This is a genomic window from Vibrio sp. D54 (assembly GCF_021728075.1).
In the GTDB taxonomy this organism is placed as follows: domain Bacteria; phylum Pseudomonadota; class Gammaproteobacteria; order Enterobacterales; family Vibrionaceae; genus Vibrio; species Vibrio alginolyticus.
The window spans coordinates 341,981-367,612 of sequence record NZ_JAKKCS010000003.1; the positions used below are offsets into that span (position 1 = coordinate 341,981).

Genomic DNA, 25,632 nt, shown 5'->3' on the forward strand with positions numbered 1-25,632 from the left:
GCTGTCAGTACAGGAACCAGTTGGTAGCATATATAACAAGAAGAACGAGAAGACACAAAAGGAATGGCAGAGTTAGCGTCTTCGCAAACTTTTTCATGAGACTTGGGTTATCAAACACCACACCTTCCGCTTCTCTTACCCTTCGCTCTTCGTCAAAATGCCATTTAATGGCTAAGTAGGCTCCTATCCCTAATACAATAAGCTTAAAAGCTCCAGCAAAGTAAGGAAAGAAATTAGCCCAACTGTCGTTCATTATCCATCTCCATCAAATTCAATATCAGCTTTGCGGTGGCAGAATCCAAGGTTCATGTAGAATGCCCCCCTCAAAGTCAGACTCTCTGGCTAGCGCCAGTCTACTGCTCGAGATAGCTGCCCACAACTCTCTTTACCATATAGGCATTTATTAATTATTTAATAAATAACAAGAAAGACACTAGCACACTTGCTGAAAAGTAAGTGTCAGTTTGGATTGAAACTCATCAGGAATCGAAAATGGTCCGCAGTCGACTTGTTGATCTAGTGAAAGCCGAATTACCTAGAGCCAAATCGTTCGCTAGTATAAAAATGTAGCCTATCGCACTTCTGGTCGAGTGCTAACGAACTTATGATGCACATGTCATTAGCAGTGCAATTTTAAGTTTATCAATTAGCTAAAGTTTCCCACCTTAACTGCCAGTAAGTTTGCTGTGTTTGAGATGATCTCGACATGACTAGTGTATAAATAGTATGGAGGTTCAAAGTGAAGGCAAGGCAATTTTCCTTACTAAAAATATTGTTTTTGTAATTTTATTTCAGGATTATCGAAACCATCATAAGGATAATTCGAACTAATCTTAATCCATGCTCCTTCAGTTACATTTGCTTTCTTTTACTCACTTCTCGCGACTATTAGTGGCATTTTGAGACAATTTCCTACACTCCTTTCTTTCCCTTAGTTGATATAAATCATGGTTAGAAGAAAACAGAATCACCTGTATTTCTCGATACATGAATCCAAACTGCCCGACTTTTCGTAACTAAATTACAGATAGACACGATTTTTAGTATGGCACGTTTTTGAGGAACCAAGATGTTAGATACCCTCATGCTGTCGCGGATCCAGTTCGCGGCCAATATCAGCTTTCACATTCTCTTCCCGACCATCACCATCGCGTTGGCATGGATGTTGGTGTTTTTCAAGTGGCGATATAACCGCACACAGGCCCCCGTATGGCTCGATGTTTATTACTTCTGGGTCAAGATATTCGCTCTCACTTTCGCCTTGGGTGTGGTATCCGGCATTACGATGAGTTTCCAGTTTGGTACCAACTGGCCAGGCTTTATGGAACGAGTCGGAAACGTAGCTGGACCATTGCTCGGATACGAAGTGATGACCGCCTTCTTTATGGAAGCCACCTTCCTGGGTGTAATGCTTTTTGGACGAGGACGAGTACCGGAATGGGTTCATACTCTCGCCACCGTTCTGGTTGCTGTTGGGACAAGTATGTCCGCATTTTGGATTCTGGTGCTTAACAGCTGGATGCACACACCAAGTGGCTATGAAGTGATTGACGGCATTGTTCATGTGACCAGTTGGAAAGAAGTCATTTTCAATCCTTCTTTACCGTACCGTCTTCTACACACGCTATTAGCATCGGCGCTGACTGCCAGCTTCTTGATTGCAGGTATCTCGGCTTATCAAATAATGAAAAAGTCAGATCACCGCTCAGCCAAACTTGGCCTAAAAGTCGCGCTGTTCGCGGCGGCTGGGTTCATCCCGGTACAAATCTTTGTCGGTGACCTTCACGGGTTAAACACGCTTGAACATCAACCTGCAAAAATTGCAGCGATGGAAGGTGTGTGGGAGACCGAGCAAGGCGCGCCTCTTCTACTATTTGCGATGCCAAATGAAGAAACTCGCAGCAATGATTTTGAAGTGGGCATCCCTAAGTTGGCGAGTTTGATTCTTACGCATGACTTAGACGGGGAAATCCAGGGACTTAACGAGTTTGCGCCTGACCACCCACCAGTGAAGCCCCTGTTCTTTGGTTTCCGCGTGATGGTTGGTGTAGGTGTCCTTATGCTGCTGGTTAGCTGGTATGGCGCGGTGACGCTAGCACGCAAAAAAGCGTTACCTAAACCTTACCTGTACACGGTATTAGCCATGACGTTCTCCGGTTGGATAGCCACATTGGCGGGTTGGTATGTTACTGAGATTGGCCGACAGCCTTGGTTGGTCAGCGGTGTATTGCGTACATCAGAAGCCGTCACCACGGTTGCGAGCAGTAGCGTGATGACTTCGCTCATTATGTACTTAGCCATTTATGCTGCATTGCTGGTTGCGTACATCCATACCCTATTCTATTTGGCGCGCAAAGACATTGCAGCCCATGAAGTCCCACTGACACAACAAGAGGCCTAATCATGCTCGACTATCTACCAGAAATTTATCTTCTGCTGCTTGGCTTCTCGGTCTTTATGTATGCTGTGCTCGACGGCTACGACCTTGGCGTCGGTATCCTTTTACCAAGTGATAATGAAGCGCAACGTGACCGAATGATAGCCTCTATCGGCCCTTTCTGGGACGCGAACGAAACGTGGTTGGTGTTAGCCGTTGGTATTTTGTTGATTGCCTTTCCTACCGCTCACAGTTTGATTTTAACGGAGCTCTATATGCCGACCGCCATAATGCTTATCGCACTGATAATGCGTGGCGTGGCGTTCGATTTCCGAGCCAAAGCGAACTCGGATCATAAACCTCATTGGGATTGGTGCTTCAGAATTGGCTCGCTAATCACCGCACTAACTCAGGGTTACATGGTGGGTCGTTACATCATGGGATTTGAACAATCAACCGAAGCATTTGGCTTTGCTTGGTTAAGCGCACTTTGTGTAGCAGCGGCGTACGTTTACATCGGTGGCGCATGGTTAGTACTAAAAACGGAAGGTGATTTGCAAATACGCTCGGCCCGTTGGTCTAGCCGTGCTGGTTGGTTAGCGGCCTTAGGAATCTTGGTGGTTAGCGTTGTAAACCCAATTGTAAATCAACAAGTTGCCTTGCGTTGGTTCAGCTTCCCAGAAATCTTGTTGCTTGCCCCAGTTCCGTTAATTGTATTGGCAACCATCTTCCTAGTTGATCGCTATTTGCGTCAGGTTCCAATGGTGAATGATCTGGGTGTGCGTTGGCCTTTCTTTGGTGTCACCGTCATTTTCGCGTTGAGCTTTCTCGGTCTTGCGTACAGCTTCTTCCCAGAAGTTGTGCCGGGGTTGATGACCGCACAACAAGCGGCCTCCTCACCTGCGACATTAATAATCGTGGGCTACGGTGTGATGATTGTTATGCCGGTGATATTGCTTTACACCTTTGTGGTATACCGGATCTTCAAAGGCAAAGCGACAGAACTTAGCTACAAGTAGGAAAGGGAATTCCTCAACAAAGCGCCGCTGCTCATGCGGCGTTTTTTTTGCAGTACTCAACGACTAAAGTATCTACCCAAGGCGACTGAGTGGGAACGCTGAGAGAATGTAGCGGCAGCCAGTAGTTTGTTCCTAACTAGAACGAGATAACCGTTTCTCAACTATAGCGATACAGGCACAAAAACAGAAAGAACATTTGATGTTACAAAAGGTAGACCGCCACTTTAAAACGCTTTGAGTATTTTTTTTGCGCTCAATGAGGTGCAAGTATACTTATGCTTTTTATGACTTGTGAACACTCAATTGCATGTTATGTTGCTGTTGAAATAGTACATGAAATAAGGACAAGAACATGAAGATACGATGCGAAACGACGCAAAGCATTGAAAAATTTAACCCAGATGACCTCAATCCAAACACAGATCTCTTTGTTATGATTGCTGTTGTATTCGTGTTCATGGCTGTTTTGCTTAGCATCTAGTAGCAATACGTTCATTCTTGTGGCCGTATTCATACCTCATGTGATATGGGTGCTAAATTCTAGATTAAAGCGGATGGGCTAACCCGCACCAATCAGATTATGGCTGCCTCTGTATAGCTTCTTCAATTTTGGCGTTGTATCGAGGTGAGATATGAACAGTTGGCTTGTAGATAGAGTTGCGTTTGCACTCTGAGTACTCTTATGTACTTTCAATGATGCATTACTTTAGTGCAGATATGAAAAAAGGCCTGATAAATCAGACCTTTTAGAATGTGGCGGTGAGTGAGAGATTCGAACTCTCGATACGTTGCCGTATACACACTTTCCAGGCGTGCTCCTTCAGCCACTCGGACAACTCACCGAATCAAATTTTGGTTAGCATCATTGGCTAACGAGGCGCTAATTTAATGATTATGTGCCTGATGGTCAAGGCTAAACATAAAAAAAAGCGCCCTTTTCGAATTGATTGCTCACTAAGTAACTAAATTGAGCAAAACTGGGGCATTTACATGCTTTGAGAATAACCGGGAACACGGAACCAACGGCGGCACATATCCAAGAAGTACCCATACAACACACCCATGCCACAAGAAATAACAGCGTTACTTGCCACTGCGGTCACAATTTGATCTGTAGACGCACCAACCGCGAATAAGATACCCGCATAAACTGGAGATTGAAATAGTACATAAGCGACCAGATCAGAGATGTTTTTCATAAAGGAAGACGGTGACACCTTACTACCTTGATGCAGCACCCAATCACGAAAAACCCCATACGGCCAAGCAATGGCGATATTCACTGGAATCGATAGCGTACGCGATGCTAGAGATTGCTCAAATGTCATCCCTGAAATCAAAATCTCGACAATCATCCCTGTGATAAAGCAAAAAACAACCATAGCAAAAGTATCCGCTGCGGCGTGACGAATACAAAATGGTCCACGAGACTTCATTTACAAAACCCTTAAAATCAAACACTGCAATTAATAAAAATAATAAAACTATTAACCACTAAAAAGACATCAAGCCAGTTAATGATGCAATTAGAACACACAAAAACTAGCTTATGGCTCTGTATTTAAAATTAAGTTGTAAATTTATAACCAACTTTTAAAGTAAAAGTAGTTTTTTTCACCAACGACGAGTAAAAGCGCCTAAAATTACGTAAAAATGGTACAAAAACACGGATTTCACTTACATAAAAAGGGGTTACGATAATTATTTTGACGTAAAGTTAGAACAAAACTCGGACTGTAAACAGTCACTCCTATAGCTTATGCTACCAAGCTGCGAAAATTCAGAGTATTACCGATATAATCACAGTAGAAGGTCTTGCAGTTTTACTCGTAAAAGTAAAACTGCAAGCCTGTTCATTGCGGGTTAGAAGAGTTTGTCACGAAGCTGGATGACGTATGAATAGTAAGAACAATTCACAGTTGCGCCATATTGATTAAATTATGGTGAGGCCAGCAAAATCGTTAATGTATCGATATCATCTTGGTCTGGGGATTGCTGACGCTTTAAGTTACTTCTTATCCGTTCGGCGACTGAAGAAACGTCGCCACTGAGTTCAAGGGGAGCCTCCGCAATGATCGCTGAAATAGCCTCAAGTGCTTCATTAAGATGTCCATTATCTAGAGCGACATAGAAGTTGAGTAACCACTTTTCAGCATTAAAGCTATCTGCTGCATTTCCATCAAAGTCCGATTGGTACTGATATAACTGTGTCGCATGAAGATACAGTGCATCATTTAATTCAGACTCCACTATTGGTTTCGCTATTATGTGATCTGCTCCTACATTAATCATACGCTCTTGTGTTTCTTTGAACACATCCGCTGTACAGCCAAAAATCAGTACCGACTTAGCAGGTGAACTCATTGCTCGAATGGCTGATATGGCCCCAACGCCATCTAGAACAGGCATATGATTATCCATCAGTATCAAATCAAATGGTTTGATCGCAACCTCATCGACTGCAAGCTGACCATTTTCGACACTTGTGCACTCAAAGCCCTTGGCTCGGAGGAAAGTTTCCATAATGATCGCATTTGTTCGGTTGTCTTCAACAATGAGTGCTTTCAACCCTTTACAGTTCAATTTATGTGTATTGATTGACTCTACTTTACCTGGCTTGCAAGGTGTAAGGGCAATTTCGACAGTAAAAGTCGTTCCAGCGTCCTCCTGACTCTCTACAACCACTTGCCCACCCATATGTTCCGCGATTTCTTTGACTATTGCTAAACCAAGCCCTGTACCACCAAACCGTCTAGTCGTTGATGACTCCGCTTGCTCAAAAGGACGAAAAATGCGTTTTTGTGCCTCTTTTGAAATACCAATTCCTGTATCTTTTACCTTTAGTATCAGCTTGGTGCCTGCCTTACTCGATTTCTCGGCTAGCTCTACCTCTACGATGCCACGATCGGTGAACTTAACAGCGTTATTGAGTAGATTGAACAGTACTTGACGCAAACGGGCTTTGTCATTGTTGTACCAACGACCCGTTGGTAAATGCGAGACGACTCTAAAGCGAAGACCTTTTTCTGCACATAGAGTTTGATAAACACTCTTGATACTGCCGATAATCGACTCAATTGGGAAAGGCTTATTTTCAAACTCAACATGCCCTTGTTCAATTTTTGAGTAATCTAAAATCTCATTGAGTAATGTCATCATGTGATCACCTGAATCATAAAGTGTTCTCAGGTGCTTACGCTGCTCATCGGTAAGTGGTGTTTTTAACAGTATCTGGGCAGTTCCTAGTACACCGTTCATTGGTGTGCGAATCTCGTGGGACAATGTGGCTAAGAATGCCGTTTTAGCGTTTGTCGAAGCCTGAGCTTTTATTCTCTCCTGCTCTAAATAGATCGTCTTTTCATTGAACTTCTCGATAAGCTGTCCGATTTCGTCATCGCTATCGTAGTCAATATCTATGATCCCACCAGTTTTCGAGTCATCAATCTTAGCGGCAATGCGAACAATTGGTTCAACAATATAGCGATTCAGTAAGTAGTAACCGACCAAGACACACAAGAGCAAAAATGGAATGATCCTCCCCTCAACGCTCATCACTTGTTCAAACACTTGATCGGCGACTTTAGCTTTTGCGTTGACAACTTCCATGCGCCAGTCGAACTCTCCGAAATCAAGCTCGCTGACATAAATTTCGTCCGTCAGTTGAAAGTTGTGTTCAATAATCACGTTTGAGTCAGCATCGCGAACCACTACCCCCAAAGAATGCTGGTTCGTGTGCTCTCGAATAAACTGAAAAAGTGCATCTAGTGATAGGTCTACCGTTACAACTCCAGCGAATCGACCGTTTTGGTAGTACGGAGAAGACGCGGTAATCATCTGGACCTGAGTAAAGGTATCGATGTAAACCGTAGACCAACTAACAGAACCTACCGGAGCATCGGCGGCAGCGACATACCAGGGTTCATTATCATAACCGCCAGATTCGGGGTTATTGTAGGAGTGAATTTGGTCAATACCACTATCACTGTTTTTATTGAAGAATAGACTTTTATATCTCCATTGTTCTGCTTTGAGTTCGGGTTTAGGCCATACTCCACCACTAACAAGCATCTTGTCACTCAATTGAAGAATATGTGGAATTATTGTGTTGAGAGATTGAATATTTTCAGTCCCTTGGGCTAGCCCTACTAAGCTGCTCAATACACCTGTAGAACTGAGGAGGGGCTCTTTGATCTCAAGAGCCAGGAGTTGGGTACGTAACTCTAGGTTTTGCTCTAGCTTTTGTCTAACCGGTGGCTCAACAACCAAATAGGCGACAGAACCGATAGTGGCGATAAAGAAGCACAGGTAAAGTGTTAGGGCGAGAATGCTTTTTTTTCTAAGTGATGAGCGAATTTCCATAGATGTGTGAATCATTCCCTAATATCGATTTATCACTAATTGATTGGTAAGATGAGCGCAATCAACCAGCCCATTAACAAATGGTATTCTATTTTGAAACTACAAGACATCCTTTCTCTCCCAGAACTTGACGGTAAACTACTAAACCTAGCAAAAACTCAAGGCTTTGTAACAGCGATGGCTGCAGCGCCAAACGTATTAATGCCTCAAGAGTGGTTGCCATTCTTATGGGGTGGAGAAGAAACAGCGCCATTTACTGACGGTGAGCAACTAGAGCAATACATTGACGAGATTGTACAAATGTGGAACCAAACTCGTCCCGCTCTCCTAGAAGGCACTTGGCAGTGGCCTGCAGGGTGCGCGCTAGATGAGCAAGACATTGTAACAAGTCAGGCTCGCGATTTCTGTGAAGGTGTATTACAAGGCTGGCAACTTGCGCGTGATGACTGGGAAACGTTGATGCCTGAGGATAGCGAAGATAATGCCCTACTCGGTGGTGTTTTACTTTCTCTTACTATGCTTTACGACCCAGAAACAACCATTGAAACATTGGCCGAACAAGGTATGGAAGGCTTAGAGCAGTTTGAAGAGATCTTCAATGCAATGCCAGTGATGTTATGTGGTCTTACCCAGCGCGGTGTTGCATTAGCTGAAGAACAATAGACGCAACGCTGTCGACCATCAAGATTGAACGGCTGAATAGACAAAAAGCTCTCCAAATGGAGAGCTTTTTTGATCATGTTAAAATTACATGTGGAATATACCGCGCCATATCTTGAGTCACTAAGCTACTGTCTTCCCTAATCGAAATACCGGCAGCTCTATCATTGACCAACCAACTGCCAATTAACGTATGGTTTTGCCCAAACTTAGGTAGTGGATGGTATTGTTGGACGATATTAAATTTAGATTCATAAGGCCCTGACGTTTTAACAAAACGTTTTCCATCGATGACGATCTCGATGTTCGCGCCCTCTCGAGAAAATAGTGGCTTGATGACATAATCTCTCATAGTGTTCGCTTTTGAATCGTTAGCAAAATAAGCGGGCAAAAGGTTCGGGTGGTTAGGAAAGCGCTCCCACAATAACGGTAAAAGTGCTTTATTGGATAGAATCGACTTCCACATCGGTTCTAACCAGTTTACGTTCGCAGTCGCGAAGTACTTCGCATATTCCTCTTCAAACATAAACTCCCAAGGGTAAAGCTTAAACATCCAACGAATCGCTCTGTCGTCAGCATCCACAAACAGACCATCTTCCGTCACTCCAATATCTTCGACATGCACGAATGCCGTTGCTAACCCTGCCTCTCGCGCGCAATCCTCTAAATACTGGACAGTCCCTTTATCTTCTTCAGTGTACTTGCAGCAGCTAAAGTGAAGTGTTTGTCCTGGTTGGTATTTTGCTATTTCGGCAAAGCGCTCGATCAAAAAGTCTTGAAGAATATTGAATTGATCCGCGCTCTGGTGAACTCGACCTTTATTTACAACATCTTCTAGCCACACCCACTGCCAAAAGCCAGTTTCAAACAAGCTGGTTGGCGTATCCGCATTGTTTTCCAGTAATTTTGCTGGCGAGGTCCCGTTGTACGCGAAATCCAGCCGCGAATAAAGCGAAGGTTCGCTTCGTCTCCATGAAGAAGCGACCTGCTCCCACATAGATTCAGGGATCGCACATTGCGTCAGCAACCGCTCACTCCGAACGACTTCATCCACAATAGCCAGGCACATCTGATGCAGCTCTTCAGTGGGCGCTTCTATATCGCGCTCAATTTGCTCCAGCGTGAATTGATAGTAAGCACTCTCATCCCAATACGGTTGGTCATACATGGTATGGAAACCAAAACCAAACTGGCGTGCTAATTCACGCCAGTTTTCGCGCTCTTGTATTTCTCGTCGAAACATAGTGCTTTTTAACCGCCTCGACTGACCGATACCGCTTTACCAAACCCGCCTCGAGACATCGCCCTGCCAATGGTGCCGCCACCACCACGTTTATTAAGGCTATTCGTCGCAACTTTGGTCGGCTGATTTCGGTAGGAGCCAAAGAATTGTCCTGCTCCATTATAGAATTTGGATTTATAACGGTACATCGGCTCTGAGTAATAGCTCTTGTTATAACCTTTCAACCCGCTTAATGAGCGACTGTAAAAAAAACCGCCAAAGTTAGGTACATAAGCTCGGGAACTGGAACTGTAGTAACAATCATCCTCGTAGAAATCATTCTCGCATTCGAACTCGCTGCGGTAGCGAGGGGCATTTTGTTCGGCACGAGCTAAAGCTTCTTGGTATGCAGTGTCACACTGTTCACTAAACTCAGGCGAGTTAGATTTACACTCATCAGCATCAGAAAAAATGTACCCTTCTGTTTTTGACTCGTACGTAGCAAAGAAGAAAATACCACCAAAGGCAGCAAAGGGAAGGATTTTCCCAAGCTTTAAGCTTTTATCCATGGAAGAACGTTTAACGTTAGAACTCCGCTTCATCGTTCCTCCTAGTAAGTCATGCAAGCGGCATTCAATACGCCGACCGAAACAGAAACTGCGGCTAATACAATACCGGCTGGCAGTTCATCTTTTTCGATACGCTCTGCCACTTTCGGAAGTAAAATAAAGCGTACAATTGCAAATGCGATAATTTGAGCAAGCATTGCGACAACGCCCCAAACCATAAAATCGACGATATTGACTGAGTTTTTTGCCGCCCCCGAAATCGCGAGACAGTAACCAAGGAATGCCCCACTTAGCGCAATCGCTGCTGCTGTATTTTGTTTTTCTTTAATCAGATGCCACTCATCGTATGGCGTCAACTTGACGTAGATAAACTTAAACGCCAATACAAAAATAATAGAAACAGAGAAATAGAGTAAAAAGTTTGGGAAGCCTGCTAACAGGCCGGCAATCATGTACATTATTGTTCCTTGTTCATTTCTTTCCAGGCAAAATCTTCAATACGTTCATCTGCAATGTAAAACAGCTTGGTACTCGCGGGTACTTCAGCATCTAAATCTGGGTTGAGTTGAATACCATCGCCAATATCAAAAGCAATCAGCGTGGCATGATGGCGTCTTTTGAGAAAAACGAAAAGATTCTCAATAGTGGTGGCAGACTGCCCCTCAGGATAAATAACTGAGTATTGCGTCATACCTCGTGTTGAAGCCAAAAGCTCCTGATGAAGCGCACTTGAGCCCGGGTCAACCGCCGCTTTTGCCAACATTTCTGCGCCAACAGCAGGTATGCATTCCGCTTTCGGGCAATGCTGACTTAGAAGTCGGCCTAGCGCTTCATCTTTAAAGTAAGCGACCAAATGAGCGGAAGGGTTTACAGATGCGCAGTACAGAGCGGCTGACAAGGTAATGTCGTCCGAGAGATTATCCACAATAATGCAAGCGGCTTCGGCAATATTGGCGTTTTTCATTTCTTGCGAATCGGTATAACTGGTCACTTTGATAAAACTGATTTCGCCAGGTAACGGGTTCTCTATTTCTGAACGGCTGCATAAAACAATCGGGCGCTTTCCCTCTTCTTCATGTTGTAACATGCGAATAAGGTGCATCGTTCTCGATCCATTCCAGCCCAACAATACAATATGGTTTTCCACTCTTACTCTCCGTTTTCCTAAAATACCCGCTCGCCAATAGTCCATCGCTGCTCCAGCGACACGCCCCAATAATGCGGCGAATAAGCTCAAACCGCCGGGGATTACAAATAGTACGACAACCCATTTACCCAAATCTGTTACTGGAGAATGGTCGCCATAACCCACCGTACTCGCCGTAACCATGAGGTAATAGATAAAGTTAGCGAAACTGTCTGTTAATGCTGTTTCACCAGCGAGAACCAGCAGCCACCATGAAAGGCTCACATATAAGCCACTAAAGATGAGAAGGCTTCGGTTGCTCAATTTAAAAAGGTGGGAACTAAGCCACTTTTTAACTACTAACCACACCGCCATAAATTCATGACCTCGATATTCATTGATTGCATCAATAGTAACTCATTGATAGTAAGACACAAAAAAACCAGCCATATTCGGCTGGTTTTTGAGATTTACTTTCAGTTACGCCTACTTTTTAAGCATTACCTTTCACTTGCATATTTAGCTGCTCAGCAAAATCTAGCATGCGGTTAAGCGGTATAAGGGATTTAACACGCAGCTCTTCGTCAACAAAAATCTCGTGCTCTTCACCACCTTCACTAAGCGCTTTCTCAATTGCTCTCAAACCGTTCATTGCCATCCAAGGACAGTGTGCACAGCTGCGACATGTTGCGCCTGCACCTGCGGTTGGCGCTTCGATAAGTTCTTTCTCTGGCACAAGTTGCTGCATTTTAAAGAAAATGCCTTTGTCTGTCGCAACGATCATTTGTTTGTGAGGAAGCTCTTTCGCTGCTTTGATCAGCTGACTCGTTGATCCAACGGCATCGGCAAGTTCTACGACGCTTGCTGGTGACTCAGGGTGAACCAAAATAGCCGCATCTGGATACACGCTCTTCATTTTTCGTAGCGCATCAGCAGAGAACTCATCATGAACCACACACTCACCCTGCCAAAGCAGCATATCTGCGCCAGTTTTGTTAGCGATGTACGATCCTAGGTGACGGTCTGGTCCCCAAATAATTGGCTTATCTTCAGCGTCTAAGTGTTCCACGATTTCAAGCGCAATGCTCGATGTAACGACCCAGTCGGCACGGGCTTTAACCGCTGCTGAAGTATTTGCGTAAACTACAACCGTATGATCAGGGTGAGCATCACAAAACTCGCTGAACTTATCCGCAGGACAGCCAAGGTCAAGCGAACATTCCGCTTCCAACGTTGGCATTAGAATGCGCTTTTCTGGTGTCAGAATTTTGGCCGACTCGCCCATAAAGCGAACACCACCAATAATCAATGTACTTGCAGGGTGACGATTACCAAACTTCGCCATTTCCAACGAGTCACCAACAAACCCGCCAGTGTCTTCAGCTAGGGCTTGAATCTCAGGGTCGGTATAGTAGTGCGCGATAAGTACCGCATCTTTTTCTTTGAGCAACTTTTTAATACGCTCAATGTAAGATGCTTTTTCTTCTTCGCTTAATGGAACTGGTTTCGGTGGGAATGGGTAAACAGTGTCGATTTTATCTAATATATGGCTCATTGCTCTTGCTCTACGCAACTTCCTTTAATCCGAGTATTGTAACCTCGTTAATTTTCAAAAACCAACTTGTCGCGGGGATTTCTAGCGGTCTAGCCGTATATCTTTGTTACAGGTAGCATTTCCGAGTAGCGAAATTCGGTGCAACATAAGGTCAGAGGCTCTGCATCATTGCTATCGACTTAGCCGTTCTGCACCAACAGAAAATGGAAAAGAAAAAGGAAGCCGAAGCTTCCTTTTCAAAACATAACGTCTTACAGCTTAGAGCTGGCAAGTTTTGCAGATGCACTACCTGGGTATTCATCAACCACTTGTTGGTAGTACTTTTTCGCTTGAGCTGCATTGTTATTACGCTCAGCGATTTCGCCTAACTTAAGCAACGCATCGGCTCGCTTATTGGAGTCTTTATAAGACACCACAGCGGCAAAACTTTTCACTGCATCCTCATCCTGCTTTTTAGCGAAGTACAACTGACCTAACCAGTAGTGAGAATTCGCTGAATATGTAGAATCAGGATAATCTTTCTGGAACTGCTGGAACGCTGCAATTGCACCAGTGTAATCACGCTTTTTGAGAATGAGGTCAACTGCATTCTGATATGCCGTTTGCTCATCAACATTTGGAGTGTACTGGCCACCTGTTTTCACAGGTTGTGCTTCTTGTGCAGGTGTGGATTTTATCTCTCCACGAACACGATCCAGCTCGACAAACAACTCACGTTGACGTTGCAACATTTGTTTCATTTCGTAGCTATTTCGCTCTAATTGACCACGCAATTCACTGATCTCTTGTGACATTTGGTCAATTTGCTGTTGCATTTGGAGCTGAACGCGATTGCGATTTTGTAGCAAACGTTCTAGACGCTCTACTTCCGTTTCAGATGAACGGCTCTTAGAGGCGGATGATGTGCTGTTGAGATCGGATACTGGAGCTGGTGCAGCGAACGCAAAGTTCGCTGCACTTGCCAGTAACGTAAGCGCAACAGCGCGCTTAGTGTTACTGAACATGAGGATTACCTCGAATTAGTATACTAGAACCGCGCGACGGTTCTTAGCGTAAACTTCATCTGATTGACCTAGAAGAAGTGGCTTCTCTTCACCGTAGCTAACGATTGAGATTTGGTCAGCTTGAACACCTAGTGCTTGTAGGTAGTTCGCTACTGCTTGTGCACGACGCTCACCTAGAGCAATGTTGTACTCAGGTGTACCGCGCTCATCAGCGTGACCTTCGATAGTTACGTTAAGTGCTGGGTTCTTGCTTAGGTAAGAAGCGTGAGCCGCTAGCATCTCTTCGTAATCTGCTGCAATTGTTGAGTTGTCAAAAGCAAAGTAGATTGTTTGAGTTTCACGTAGCGCTTGCTCTTTTAGCTCTTGCTCTGTCAACTGACCGCTTTGATCAATTGGCGTAGCTACTGTTGTTTCCACTGCGCCATTGTTGTTTGTTGCTGCACCAGTGTTAGAAGCAGCGTCGTCGCTTGAACTACACGCTGTAACAGCCATTACAGGAAGCGCGATTAGTAGCCCTTTTAGAACCTTGTTCAGTTGCATCTTATTTTCCTTTATTAATCAAACTTATTACTACAAAAACGGTGACCATGCAGGCGCTCGAACACGCCCATTTGTTGCCGGTAATCTAGCTTTGAATCGACCATCAATTGACACCATCGATAGTACGTTTTTCTTGTTGTAAATCGAGCTATACACAACCATGCCACCGTTTGGGGCAATACTAGGAGACTCATCAAGCAAGGTCTTAGTTAAGACTTGAAGAGCACCAGTTTCCAAATCTTGTTTCGCCAAATTAAATCCTGCGTTGCTGCGGTTCACCATAACTAGGAATCGCCCATCAGGAGTAATCTGACCACCCAAATTTTGGCTGCCTTGCCAAGTCAAACGGTCAATAGAACCGCTGCCCAAATTTACTTGATAAATCTGTGGTTTACCACCCCTATCCGATGTGAAAATCAACGATTTTCCATCCGGATGCCAGAACGGTTCCGTATTATTTGATCTGCCACGCGTAATTTGCGTCAGCTTACGAGTGTTAAGGTCAAACGTATAAACATGAAGCGAGCCTGTTTTAGAAAGAACAATCGCTAACTTATTGCCATCTGGCGAAAATCTTGGCGCACCATTGTGACGTGGGTATGAAGTAATTTTCTCACGTTCACCGGTGTAGATGTTCATGATGAAGATTTCTGCTTGGCCATTTTGGAAGCTAACATATGCAAGCTTTTTACCATCGGGTGACCACGCTGGTGACATTAATGGTTGCTTAGAGCGTAAAACCAGACGCTCATTGTAGCCATCGTAATCAGCGACTCGAAGTTGGTAAGGGAAACGGTCTTTATCGTTCACTACCACATATGCGATACGAGTCATGAAAGCGCCACGGTCGCCAGTTAACTGTTCATACACCAAATCAGAGATACGGTGAGCGTACTCACGCATACGAGGCCCTTGAACAGTGGCTACTTTATTGAACAGCACATGATCTTTTGACAGAACCAATTCACCGTCACTACCAAGCGCCTTACTCTTCCCACCTGTTAACTGACCACGCACAATATCAACAAGTTGATAGTTGATAACGTAGTCACCTTGGTCGTTTTGCTTGATTGAACCAGTCAATAGCGCATCCACACCTAAATTGGTCCAAGCATCAAAATTAACTTCTGATTCACTGAACGGTGTTTGTGGCATTTTGCTCGTTGGAACTGGGCTGAATTTACCACTACGTTGTAAATCCGAGGCGATAACAGCAGAAACATCCGTTGGAAGCGCTTGTGTGCCCTCCCACTTAAACGGAACAACAGCAATTGGTCGTGCTGAATCAATACCATCGGTAATGACCAACTCTAATGCGGCATTCGCCACATTTGTCATACTGCTAAACAGTACAAACATTCCTAGTAAAAGGCGTCTAATCACGTCTTATTCCTTTTAGTCCAAAGCAACAGTTATGTTGATGTCTTTTAGTCTTTCATTGACCGCTGATTCTGAAGATTTAGGGAACGTCCCTACCTGAGCTATTGCTCGCTTCGCCGCAGCACATACTCGAGTATCGCCACTCAAAACGGTAACACCAGAGACCATCATATCAGTTCCTGTCGGAATCAATTTGATGTTTACCCTACACTCCTTTCCCAGCAAGTAGTCATCCTTAATCAGCTTTTGCTGAATATTTTGAGTATAGATGGATGACATACGAGAAAGTTCGTCGTCAATAAATTGATTGCGCGCAGCACTGTTTTTACTGACCTCATCCTCGAGACCCGCAAAAATATCATCTAACGCGGCTTCTTGAGCTTTACGCTCACGCTCGGCACGCTCAGCTGCTTCTCTCGCTTTACGCTCTCGCTCCGCCGCCTCTTTTGCCGCTTTCTCTTTTGCGATGCGCTCTTGTTCAGCTTTTTCAGCAGCTTCACGCTCACGACGTGCTTTTTCTTCCGCTTCTTTTGCTGCTTTTTCACGAGCTAAACGTTCTTGCTCAGCTTTTGCTATAGCCGCTTCTTTTGCTAAACGCTCCTGCTCAGCTTTACGCACGGCTTCTTCTTTTTCCTTGCGCTCTTTTTCTAGCTTAGCAGCTCGCTCTTTTTCTTTGCGAACACGTTCTTCTTCCTGCTTGCGCTCTTGCTCTTTTTTCTTACGTGCAGCTTCTGCTTCTCGCGCCGCTTGAGCATCTTTCGCTTGCTGCTCTTTCAACTTGCGAATTTGCTCTTCTTCAGCTTTGCGGTTTTTTTCTAGCTGCTCTGCTTCGCGTCTCAGTTTATCAAGACGCTCTTGTTCTTTTTTCGCTGCCTTTTCGCGTTGCTGGCGAATTTCTTTCGCTTGTTGCTGCACAAGTTTTGGATCGATGACAACAGCTTGAACCATTTGCCCTGTAGGCTCTGGTTTAGACATGTTGAAGTCCGTCCCCCAAAGCAGGGCTGCAACTAGAATTGCATGCAAACCAACCGATATTGCTATCGGTTTGGCGTATTGGTTGGGTTTCTTCTTGTGATCTTTCATAGATAATTGATGTCTATTCCCTGATATCGGTCATTAGACCTACCTTAGGGATACCAGCTCGACTTAGTTCATCCAGCAATAGAACAACATCGGCATATGGAGTTGCCGCGTCGCCACCTACCGCAACTGGTGAATCTGGCTTAACCTCTCGCTCCGCTTTCACTCGCACAATAACATCTTGCAACGACAAACCTCGCTGAACTTCTTCATCATTTACGCTTAGGCCTAAATTACCCTCGCTATCAATTTCGATGATAATAAAGCTACTGTCAGTCTCGCCAGCAAGGTCTTGCATAGATTCTGCGGTCGATGTTTTCGGAAGATCAACGTCGACGCCTTGAGTCACAAATGGAGCGGTCGCCATAAAAATGATCAACAGTACGAGCATTACGTCGATATACGGAACAACGTTGATCTCCGCTGTCATTTTTCGCTTTTTAGGTTGATAACCCGCCATGCTTTATTCCTTATCCGCGCTGTCTCGGCCAGCCATCGCTTGACGATGAAGGATGCTGTGGAATTCTTCAGAAAATGTTGCGTAAGTGTGCTCTAGTTTACTCACTTTATTGCTTAGGCGGTTGTACGCCATTACTGCCGGAATAGCCGCAAATAGACCCATCGCTGTCGCGATAAGTGCTTCGGCGATACCCGGTGCAACCATAGACAGCGTAGCTTGCTTTACTTCACCCAGCGCAATAAAGGCGTGCATGATGCCCCAAACGGTACCAAATAGGCCGATATAAGGGCTTATAGAGCCGACTGTTGCCAAAAACGGTAAGCTTGTTTCTAGCTCATCTACTTCACGAGAAACAGCAACGCGCATTGCGCGGCCAGTGCCTTCCATGATGTAAGCTGGTGAATTTGCGTTGCTCTTACGTAGGCGAGCAAACTCTGTAAAACCTGCGTAGAAGATTTCTTCTGTGCCTTCAATTTCGTCTTTACGCGCTTTTACTTTTTGGTAAAGCTGAGAAAGATCAGTACCCGACCAAAATTTGTCTTCAAACTGCTCTGCATTTTTTGATGCTTGAGAAAGCACTTTGCTGCGCTTGATGATCATTGCCCATGACACAATTGACATGCCAAGCAACGTCAGCATCACAAGCTTTACCAACAGACTGGCCTGAAGAAAGAGATCTAAAATGGAAATATCAGCAGTCACTATTTGTTAGCTCCGAATTTATAAAGGTTGGAATAGCTATTGGTTTCATTTTCTTATTATCGATACATGCTACCTTAACCGAGGCCTTGCACAATATCTTGCCTTGATCATTGACCAACTCTTGACAGAATTGCAGAGAAGCACGTTTTATTTCTGACACTCGGGTTACGACTGTCAGATGCTCGTCCAGCCTAGCCCCTTGGTTGAAATCGATATCCATGTGTCGGACAACAAAGCCGATATTTTGTTCCAGTAACACATGTTGAGAAATGCCTTTAGCACGTAACATCTCTGTCCGTGCGCGCTCAAAGAATTTTAGATAATTAGAATGATATACAACACCGCCTGCATCAGTGTCTTCATAGTACACGGTGATCGGCCAGTGAAAGAGATTTGATGTGCCTTGCAAGGGAGTACCAATATATTCAATTCTTTAAAGTAATTACTATAACTGAAGCGACAGCAATTGGTACCGAGCTAAGGAAATATTTTTGAAATTTGTAGAAAAAATAAAAGCTAGGCGAGATACCTAGCTTTTATTCGATGATTTAGTAACCGACTTTATTACAGCATATTTCAGCCTAAATGAAATAAAGTGCCGTTAGATAAATTAAGATAGCTAACGAGAAATAAGGACTAAACAAAACTTGCCAGTACCAGTTTCTTGGCTTGAAGCCCACCCCATACACCATGCTTGAACATACAGACCAAATCAGTGCTGGTGCGATGATTGAGTTAAAACCACCAATTGCTTGATGGTAAGCTTCAGGGTCCCACATCACCAATCCTACGTGCATAAAGCCAAGGATGAGAGATAAGACTCGTAGCAGAGTCTTATCCATTGGTGCGTGAAGTTTCGCTACCTTATCAGCGAGGTTACTCACTGTCTTTATCCATCATTTCTGAGTGCTCTAGCCAAAGAGCGTTGATGATACCGAATGCACAAGCAAGTAGTACACCTAGAATCCATGCGAAATACCACATAGTAAATGCTCCTTAGTAAAGTGAGTTTTTGTTGTCTTCAATGTACTGGTCATCAAGGCGACCAAACATCTTGTAGTAAGTCCAAGATGTGTAACCAAGGATGATTGGCACCATAACAAACGCAACGCCTGTCATTAGGTTCAGAGTCAGCTCAGATGACGTTGCATCCCACATTGTTAAGCTGTGGCTTGGCATTAAGTCTGAAGGCATGATGAATGGGAACATCGCAAAACCTGCAGTAAAGATAACACCAGCAACACCCAAGCTTGAAGTAATGAACGAAATCGCACATTTTTCAAGACGAGATGCCAATACAGCGAGAAGCGGCATTGCAACACCTAATACAGGAGCAGCCCATAGTAGTGGGTAGTTTTCAAAGTTCTTCATCCACGCACCAGCTTCACGGATAACCTCTTTGTTTAGAGGGTTAGAAGCTGCGTTAGTGTCGATACCGCCAACAATGACGTAGCCATCGATATTTTGGATCCAGAAACCAGCCGCTACAAACGCAGCAACCGTCAGTAAACCAGCCAACTGAGCAACGTTGCGCGCACGCACATGCACTTCGCCTGTTGTTTTCATTTGTAGCCAAGTAGAACCTTGCATCAAAATCATGAACAAGCTTACTAGACCACACAACAGTGCAAATGGGTTTAGTAGACCAAAGAATGAGCCATGGTATGTTGGCATCAAGAACTCACTCAATTGGAATGGTACACCTTGTAGAAGGTTGCCAAACGCTACACCAAAGGTGATTGGCGGAACAAAACCACTGATTGAGATACAGATATCCCAGGTATTGCGCCATTTTGGATCTTCGATTTTAGAGCGGTAGTCTAGGCCCAGAGGACGAAGCCATAGCGCTGCTAGTGTCAAAATCATCGCTAAGTAGAAGCCTGAAAATGACGTTGCGTAAACCAAAGGCCAAGCTGCGAACAGTGCACCACCAGCAGTGATAAGCCAAACTTGGTTACCATCCCAGTGAGGAGCAATTGAGTTAATCATGACACGGCGTTGCGTGTCGTTTTTACCGATGATAGGTACAAGCGCGCCTACACCCATATCGAAGCCGTCTGTTACTGCAAAACCAACTAGTAGAACACCGATTAGTACCCACCAGATGAGTCGCAAGATTTCGTAATCAAACATCTTGTTATCTCCTTACCTTACGCTTCTACTTGGCGACTAACTTTGTCTTCAACAGAGTCAGCATTTTGCTCGAAGTGGTAGCGACCCGTTTTCAGGCTACTTGGGCCTTTACGAGCGAATTTCAACATTAGGTAAACTTCTGCAATCAGGAATACCGTGTATAGCGCCAGAATTGCGAAGAGTGAAGTCCAGATTTCACCTGCAGTTAGCGCAGAAGCTGCAACATGCACTGGTAGAATTTCACCTACAGCCCAAGGCTGACGGCCGTACTCAGCGACGAACCAACCCGCTTCAATTGCAATCCAAGGTAGTGGAATGCTAAATAGTGCAGCTTTTAGAATCCATTGTTTCTGCTCAATCTTCTGACGACACGTTTGGATAAACGCCGCACCAAAGACAAACAACATGATGAAGCCACAAGCAACCATGATACGGAATGACCAGAATAGCGGCCATACTGTTGGGATTGAGTCGTCCGCAGCAGCTTGGATTTGCTCTTCTGTTGCATCAACAACATTGTCTGTGTAGCGTTTTAGAAGTAGACCGTAACCTAGGTCACCTTTCACTTCATCAAACGCAGTCATGTTTTCTTCTGACTTATCGCCCGCACGAAGCTTCTCTAGAAGTTCATAAGCGTACATGCCGTCACGAATACGATCGACGTGTTCATCACGTAAATCACGAAGACCTGTTACTTGCTCATCAAAAGAACGTGTCGCGATAATACCCATTACGTAAGGGATCTTAATTGCGTAATCGGTATGCATCGTTTCCTGGTTAGGAACACCAAATAACGTAAATGCGGCAGGTGCAGGTTCAGTGTGCCACTCTGCTTCAATTGCAGCGAGTTTCACTTTTTGAACTTCACCAAGCTCGTAGCCAGATTCGTCACCAAGAACGATGGTAGATAAGATAGCTGCAATACCGAAAGAAGCAGCAATAGCAAACGAACGACGAGCAAACGCAATGTCACGACCTTTTAATAGGTAGTATGAACTGATGCCTAGAATAAACATTGCGCCACAAGTGTAACCAGAAGCAACCGTATGCACGAACTTAACCTGAGCAACTGGGTTTAGTACAACCTCAGAGAAGCTCACCATTTCCATTCGCATGGTTTCGAAGTTGAAATCTGCGCCTACTGGGTTTTGCATCCAGCCGTTTGCGATAAGAATCCAAAGAGCAGAGAAGTTAGAGCCTAGTGCAACAAGCCAGGTAACCGCTAAGTGTTGGCGTTTAGATAGACGATCCCACCCGAAGAAGAATAGACCAACAAAAGTTGACTCCAGGAAGAATGCGACAAGTGCTTCGATCGCTAGCGGTGCACCGAAGATATCACCTACATAGTGGGAGTAGTAAGACCAGTTCGTACCAAACTGGAACTCCATGGTAAGGCCTGTCGCCACACCAAGTGCAAAGTTAATACCGAATAGCTTACCCCAGAACTTGGTCATGTCCTTATAGATTTGCTTGTTCGTCATTACGTACATCGATTCCATAATGGCCAGAAGGAAGGCCATACCAAGGGTCAATGGTACGAATAGGAAGTGATACATCGCTGTCAGTGCAAACTGCAACCGCGATAGATCAACTACGTCAATCATGGTAACTCCTATGTGTCGGCTGAATGACACTCTCTACATATTGCAATCCATATTCAGGTGTTATTTACACTTGAAAAATGTTGAATTATCACAACTCATTGTTGCAAAAATGTGCTTCATTGGTTAGTTAATTGTTAAGCATCAGCTAATATAGCTGGGGCTAATATTACTTGTAAAAACAGATTGTTTCAAAAGGTTTATAGCCGTAACGCGCTTTGATATACATCAATGTTTATGCGCGGAATTTGAACAAAAATCCATCACATTGATCTAGATCAACCAGTATTGGATACGGATGTTAAGAGAGAGTAATCAGGAGAGAAATTAACCAGTTGCAAGCAAACATCGAGTTAACAATCAATGCTTTTTACTTACTAAACCAGTATGAGAAAAAATTCAAAAAATGTGAGTTTGGTCAACTTTAATGAAGCGCTGGGCAACAAAGGCCCAGCGAGGGAATCTTATTTTTCAATTCCGAAATGCAAATACGCACGATCTGTCGCGATTCTTCCACGCGGGGTGCGTTGTAAATAACCTTGCTGAATAAGATAAGGTTCAAGAACGTCTTCAATTGTGTCCTTTTCTTCACCTATCGCCGCTGCCATGTTGTCGAGCCCGACCGGACCACCACCAAATTTTTCCATAATCGCGAGTAGTAGCTTACGGTCCATGTAATCGAAGCCTTCGGCGTCCACATCAAGCATATTCAACGCCTTATCGGCAACATCGGCACAAATGTGACCATTGCCTTTTACTTCCGCATAATCACGAACACGGCGTAGCAAACGGTTAGCAATACGTGGTGTGCCACGCGCACGTCTTGCCACTTCCAATGCACCTTCAGGTTCCATTGATAAACCTAAACAATCCGCGCTTCGCTGCACGATATCTTGGAGGTCTTTTATCTTATAAAACTCAAGGCGCTGAGTAATACCAAAGCGGTCGCGCAATGGTGACGTTAAAGAGCCCGCTCGGGTCGTCGCACCAATTAACGTAAACGGTGGTAAATCGATCTTAATAGAACGAGCGGCCGGACCTTCACCGATCATAATATCCAGTTGATAATCTTCCATCGCCGGATATAGCACCTCTTCAACCATCGGACTCAAGCGGTGAATCTCATCGATGAACAACACATCGTTTTCTTCAAGGTTGGTTAACAGCGCGGCCAAATCGCCTGCTTTCTCAAGTACAGGGCCTGAAGTAGTGCGAATGTTCACTTCCATTTCATTGGCAACGATATTCGCAAGTGTGGTTTTACCCAAACCTGGGGGACCAAAAATCAAAAGGTGATCAAGTGCTTCGCTACGTAACTGAGCAGCTTTAATGAAGATCTCCATTTGGTCACGGACATGGTCCTGACCTTGGTAATCCGCTAATTTTTTTGGCCGAATAGCACGATCAATGACATCTTCATCACGAAAGGCAGGGTTTTCTGGCGCGATTAAACGATCGGCTTCAATCATCTTTTTACCTTGAAAAATGGTTACCTGAGAGAATAATGCCGCTCGTTTAACAGCAAGTGGCATATTTCTATATCTCGTCATCCTGTACAGCGACGAAGGTGCGTAATACAGGATCTTCTATCCGAGCGATTTATGGTCAAATTGTTTCATTAACCGCTCAGCGTGCTGCTATTAGATCCCCAGTCTCGCCAGGCTCGCTGGAATGACACAAAAAACATCGTTAAGCGATTGGCATTAACCTTAGAGAATGAGTTATCTTGAACAAATGTTCACTGTGCAATCAGCGTTACACCATTGATTTTAGAGCTTCACGGATCATTTGCTCACTGCTCATGTCCGGTTTAGCGATCTGAGATACCACTTTCGACGCTTGAGTCGGCTTGTAACCTAGAGCTAGAAGCGCACTGATTGCTTCTTCTTCCGCGTTGTTGGATGTCGCACCAGAATCCGCAGGAGCAGCATCCGTAAATGGTGTAAATAGATCGCCAGCGCCCCACCCTTTCAAGCGGTCTTTCATTTCAACAACCAATCGCTCTGCGGTTTTCTTGCCAACGCCTGGAAGCTTAACCAGCGTAGAAACGTCTTCATGTTCCACACAAGTAACAAATTGCGTTGCTGTCATACCAGAGAGAATACCAAGACCGAGTTTAGGACCAACGCCATTGGCTTTGATCACTTCACGGAAAAGTGCTCGTTCTTTTACTGTGTTGAAACCGTATAGCAATTGCGCATCCTCACGGACAACAAAGTGAGTATAAATAATGGCTTCTTCGCCAACATTTGGCAGTTCGTAAAAACAGCTCATTGGCATCTGGACTTCATAACCAATGCCATTAACTTCAATTAATACTTCAGGTGGTTGTTTTTCAATCAGTATGCCACGAAGACGTCCAATCACTATAAATACTCTTTGGAAATGAATTTGCGACAGGATAATAAAGAACTGGATAGACATCCAGTTAATTTTAACGGTAGCGCCCTTTTCTGGCACTGGTTGCTTTGCCCGCTAACGCAACGAGAGTCTTGTTAGTATTGGCATGACAAATCGCCACACCTAAAGCATCGGCTGCATCCGCTTGAGGCTTGGCGGGCAATTTAAGCATCTGCTGAACCATATGCTGAACTTGCGCTTTGTCCGCGCCACCAGTGCCGACGACAGCTTGCTTAATAAGACGAGCCGCGTATTCAAATACCGGCAACTCCGCATTCACCGCAGCAACAATTGCACTGCCACGAGCTTGGCCAAGTTTTAGCGCTGAATCCGCGTTTTTGGCCATAAACACTTGCTCGATCGCGAAAACGTCCGGTTGAAACTGGGTAATGATTTCCGTGACGCCTGCATAAATCTGTTTAAGCCGACCCGGAAGTTCTTTTTCTGAAGTACGAATGCAGCCACTACCAAGGTATTGCAAGTGGCGTCCATTTTGACGAATGACCCCATAGCCGGTAATGCGCGAACCTGGGTCAATGCCCAAAATAATTGACATGAATGTTCCTAAAAATGAGGCCTAATTCGGCCTCAGTCTTTTTATTATTACTTGCTAACTTCGGAGCAAATACCGCTCCCGACACCTTGAGTTTAATCTAGCGTAGCCGCAACGTCGTCAGAGATATCACCATTGTGATAAACCTCTTGAACGTCGTCCAGATCTTCCAAAGCGTCAATCAAACGAAGTAGTTTTGGCGCAGTATCCGCGTCCAAATCTGCTTTCGTAGATGGGATCAGCGACACCTCAGCGTTCTCTGCCTCAAACCCTGCGGCATCAAGAGCATCTTTTACGAGTCCAAAATCGCCTGGGGCCGTGTAGACATCAATCGAGCCATCTTCTGCCGTTTCAATGTCATCAGCACCACTTTCTAATGCTACTTCCATTACCGCATCCTCATCTAAACCTGGGCCATATGAAATCACGCCTTTCTTGTCGAAAAGATAGTTGACGCTACCATCCGTCCCCAGATTACCGCCTGACTTTGAGAATGCATGGCGTACGCCAGATACCGTACGATTTCGGTTATCCGTCATACATTCGACCATGACCGCCGTACCACCTGGACCATAACCTTCATAGATCACTGTTTCCATGTTGTCGTCGCCTTCACCACCAGCACCTCGGCTGACAGCGCGATTGACAGTGTCACGTGTCATGTTGTTAGACAGTGCTTTATCAATTGCGGCTCGCAAACGTGGGTTATTTTCTGGCTCACCGCCCCCCTCTTTTGCCGCAACAACGATTTCACGGATTAATTTAGTAAAGATTTTGCCGCGCTTCGCATCTTGCGCTGCTTTACGGTGACGAATATTCGCCCATTTACTATGACCAGCCATAATTCACCTTTTAATGTATTTTGACGCTTAATAACAAAACATGTTCTAAA

At 44.6% G+C, this 25,632-nt stretch carries 27 protein-coding genes and 1 tRNA gene; 4 read left to right on the forward strand and 24 right to left on the reverse strand.

The window, feature by feature from the left end:
- Positions 1 to 4: 4 nt before the first annotated feature.
- Positions 5 to 253: a hypothetical protein gene (locus tag L3V37_RS06130; RefSeq protein WP_005378271.1), complete on the reverse strand. Its 249-nt coding sequence runs from the start codon at positions 251 to 253 to the stop codon at positions 5 to 7.
- 816 nt (positions 254 to 1,069) lie between these two features.
- Between L3V37_RS06130 and L3V37_RS06135 the strand changes: the two genes are divergently transcribed.
- From L3V37_RS06135 to L3V37_RS24170, 3 genes are all read left to right on the forward strand, one after another.
- Entirely contained in the window at positions 1,070 to 2,401 is a 1,332-nt protein-coding gene (locus L3V37_RS06135) for a cytochrome ubiquinol oxidase subunit I (RefSeq protein WP_206969718.1), read from the forward strand.
- Between the two features lie 2 nt (positions 2,402 to 2,403).
- Positions 2,404 to 3,396 (forward strand): cytochrome d ubiquinol oxidase subunit II, encoded by a 993-nt coding sequence (locus L3V37_RS06140; protein WP_237306004.1) that lies wholly within the window; start codon positions 2,404 to 2,406, stop codon positions 3,394 to 3,396.
- A 352-nt stretch (positions 3,397 to 3,748) separates the two neighbouring features.
- Positions 3,749 to 3,877, forward strand: a complete 129-nt coding sequence (locus tag L3V37_RS24170; protein ID WP_257789285.1) for a hypothetical protein — start codon at positions 3,749 to 3,751, stop codon at positions 3,875 to 3,877.
- Positions 3,878 to 4,150: 273 nt separating this feature from the next.
- Here the strand turns inward: L3V37_RS24170 and L3V37_RS06145 are convergent.
- The 3 genes from L3V37_RS06145 to L3V37_RS06155 all read right to left on the reverse strand — a co-directional run bounded on the left by L3V37_RS06145 (position 4,151) and on the right by L3V37_RS06155 (position 7,755).
- A tRNA-Ser gene (locus tag L3V37_RS06145) sits at positions 4,151 to 4,238 on the reverse strand.
- Between the two features lie 144 nt (positions 4,239 to 4,382).
- Complete coding sequence (locus tag L3V37_RS06150) at positions 4,383 to 4,832, reverse strand: L-alanine exporter AlaE (RefSeq protein WP_005378276.1); 450 nt, start codon at positions 4,830 to 4,832, stop codon at positions 4,383 to 4,385.
- A 502-nt stretch (positions 4,833 to 5,334) separates the two neighbouring features.
- The gene (locus L3V37_RS06155) at positions 5,335 to 7,755 is read right to left on the reverse strand and encodes a hybrid sensor histidine kinase/response regulator (RefSeq protein ID WP_047100819.1); all 2,421 of its coding nucleotides are present in this window, start codon (positions 7,753 to 7,755) and stop codon (positions 5,335 to 5,337) included.
- Between the two features lie 51 nt (positions 7,756 to 7,806).
- Here L3V37_RS06155 and L3V37_RS06160 point away from each other — a divergent pair, with 51 nt between their 5' ends.
- Positions 7,807 to 8,418 carry a YecA family protein gene (locus L3V37_RS06160; RefSeq protein ID WP_005378278.1) on the forward strand — a complete coding sequence of 204 codons (612 nt, stop codon included), beginning with the start codon at positions 7,807 to 7,809 and terminating at the stop codon, positions 8,416 to 8,418.
- Between the two features lie 73 nt (positions 8,419 to 8,491).
- Here the strand turns inward: L3V37_RS06160 and L3V37_RS06165 are convergent, their stop codons facing one another.
- The 20 genes from L3V37_RS06165 to L3V37_RS06260 all read right to left on the reverse strand — a co-directional run bounded on the left by L3V37_RS06165 (position 8,492) and on the right by L3V37_RS06260 (position 25,582).
- Positions 8,492 to 9,658: a glutathionylspermidine synthase family protein gene (locus L3V37_RS06165; RefSeq protein ID WP_237306005.1), complete on the reverse strand. Its 1,167-nt coding sequence runs from the start codon at positions 9,656 to 9,658 to the stop codon at positions 8,492 to 8,494.
- An 8-nt stretch (positions 9,659 to 9,666) separates the two neighbouring features.
- Entirely contained in the window at positions 9,667 to 10,239 is a 573-nt protein-coding gene (locus L3V37_RS06170; RefSeq protein WP_237306006.1) for a DUF1190 domain-containing protein, read from the reverse strand.
- 8 nt (positions 10,240 to 10,247) lie between these two features.
- Positions 10,248 to 10,664: a DUF350 domain-containing protein gene (locus L3V37_RS06175; RefSeq protein WP_053349447.1), complete on the reverse strand. Its 417-nt coding sequence runs from the start codon at positions 10,662 to 10,664 to the stop codon at positions 10,248 to 10,250.
- Positions 10,664 to 11,707, reverse strand: a complete 1,044-nt coding sequence (locus L3V37_RS06180; RefSeq protein WP_017635053.1) for a potassium channel family protein — start codon at positions 11,705 to 11,707, stop codon at positions 10,664 to 10,666. Before L3V37_RS06180 ends, L3V37_RS06175 begins: the two co-directional genes overlap by 1 nt.
- Positions 11,708 to 11,825: 118 nt before the next feature.
- A complete protein-coding gene (nadA, locus tag L3V37_RS06185; RefSeq protein ID WP_237306007.1) occupies positions 11,826 to 12,887 on the reverse strand; it encodes a quinolinate synthase NadA in 1,062 nt (353 codons plus the stop codon).
- A 251-nt stretch (positions 12,888 to 13,138) separates the two neighbouring features.
- Positions 13,139 to 13,891 carry a tol-pal system protein YbgF gene (gene ybgF / locus L3V37_RS06190; protein ID WP_237306008.1) on the reverse strand — a complete coding sequence of 251 codons (753 nt, stop codon included), beginning with the start codon at positions 13,889 to 13,891 and terminating at the stop codon, positions 13,139 to 13,141.
- Between the two features lie 15 nt (positions 13,892 to 13,906).
- Positions 13,907 to 14,431 (reverse strand): peptidoglycan-associated lipoprotein Pal, encoded by a 525-nt coding sequence (gene pal, locus L3V37_RS06195; RefSeq protein ID WP_005378293.1) that lies wholly within the window; start codon positions 14,429 to 14,431, stop codon positions 13,907 to 13,909.
- A gap of 30 nt (positions 14,432 to 14,461) precedes the next feature.
- The gene (gene tolB / locus L3V37_RS06200; protein ID WP_005387925.1) at positions 14,462 to 15,814 is read right to left on the reverse strand and encodes a Tol-Pal system beta propeller repeat protein TolB; all 1,353 of its coding nucleotides are present in this window, start codon (positions 15,812 to 15,814) and stop codon (positions 14,462 to 14,464) included.
- 12 nt (positions 15,815 to 15,826) lie between these two features.
- Positions 15,827 to 16,894, reverse strand: coding sequence for a cell envelope integrity protein TolA (tolA, locus tag L3V37_RS06205; protein WP_042522108.1), 1,068 nt, complete (start codon positions 16,892 to 16,894; stop codon positions 15,827 to 15,829).
- A 13-nt stretch (positions 16,895 to 16,907) separates the two neighbouring features.
- Complete coding sequence (locus L3V37_RS06210) at positions 16,908 to 17,351, reverse strand: ExbD/TolR family protein (RefSeq protein ID WP_005378298.1); 444 nt, start codon at positions 17,349 to 17,351, stop codon at positions 16,908 to 16,910.
- 3 nt (positions 17,352 to 17,354) lie between these two features.
- On the reverse strand, positions 17,355 to 18,053 hold the full coding sequence (tolQ, locus tag L3V37_RS06215) for a protein TolQ (RefSeq protein WP_005378301.1): 699 nt from the start codon (positions 18,051 to 18,053) through the stop codon (positions 17,355 to 17,357).
- On the reverse strand, positions 18,043 to 18,462 hold the full coding sequence (gene ybgC, locus L3V37_RS06220; RefSeq protein WP_017820044.1) for a tol-pal system-associated acyl-CoA thioesterase: 420 nt from the start codon (positions 18,460 to 18,462) through the stop codon (positions 18,043 to 18,045). Before ybgC ends, tolQ begins: the two co-directional genes overlap by 11 nt.
- Before the next feature lie 172 nt (positions 18,463 to 18,634).
- Positions 18,635 to 18,937, reverse strand: coding sequence for a cyd operon protein YbgE (gene ybgE, locus L3V37_RS06225; RefSeq protein ID WP_005378304.1), 303 nt, complete (start codon positions 18,935 to 18,937; stop codon positions 18,635 to 18,637).
- The gene (cydX, locus tag L3V37_RS06230; RefSeq protein ID WP_000270284.1) at positions 18,930 to 19,037 is read right to left on the reverse strand and encodes a cytochrome bd-I oxidase subunit CydX; all 108 of its coding nucleotides are present in this window, start codon (positions 19,035 to 19,037) and stop codon (positions 18,930 to 18,932) included. Before cydX ends, ybgE begins: the two co-directional genes overlap by 8 nt.
- Before the next feature lie 12 nt (positions 19,038 to 19,049).
- On the reverse strand, positions 19,050 to 20,186 hold the full coding sequence (gene cydB, locus L3V37_RS06235; protein ID WP_237306009.1) for a cytochrome d ubiquinol oxidase subunit II: 1,137 nt from the start codon (positions 20,184 to 20,186) through the stop codon (positions 19,050 to 19,052).
- Positions 20,187 to 20,203: 17 nt separating this feature from the next.
- Positions 20,204 to 21,790, reverse strand: coding sequence for a cytochrome ubiquinol oxidase subunit I (gene cydA, locus L3V37_RS06240; RefSeq protein ID WP_005378311.1), 1,587 nt, complete (start codon positions 21,788 to 21,790; stop codon positions 20,204 to 20,206).
- Between the two features lie 461 nt (positions 21,791 to 22,251).
- The gene (gene ruvB / locus L3V37_RS06245) at positions 22,252 to 23,256 is read right to left on the reverse strand and encodes a Holliday junction branch migration DNA helicase RuvB (protein ID WP_005378312.1); all 1,005 of its coding nucleotides are present in this window, start codon (positions 23,254 to 23,256) and stop codon (positions 22,252 to 22,254) included.
- A gap of 286 nt (positions 23,257 to 23,542) precedes the next feature.
- Complete coding sequence (ruvA, locus tag L3V37_RS06250; protein WP_005378313.1) at positions 23,543 to 24,154, reverse strand: Holliday junction branch migration protein RuvA; 612 nt, start codon at positions 24,152 to 24,154, stop codon at positions 23,543 to 23,545.
- A 67-nt stretch (positions 24,155 to 24,221) separates the two neighbouring features.
- Positions 24,222 to 24,743 carry a crossover junction endodeoxyribonuclease RuvC gene (ruvC, locus tag L3V37_RS06255; RefSeq protein WP_005387909.1) on the reverse strand — a complete coding sequence of 174 codons (522 nt, stop codon included), beginning with the start codon at positions 24,741 to 24,743 and terminating at the stop codon, positions 24,222 to 24,224.
- 92 nt (positions 24,744 to 24,835) lie between these two features.
- Positions 24,836 to 25,582 carry a YebC/PmpR family DNA-binding transcriptional regulator gene (locus L3V37_RS06260; protein WP_005378402.1) on the reverse strand — a complete coding sequence of 249 codons (747 nt, stop codon included), beginning with the start codon at positions 25,580 to 25,582 and terminating at the stop codon, positions 24,836 to 24,838.
- Positions 25,583 to 25,632 lie beyond the last annotated feature (50 nt).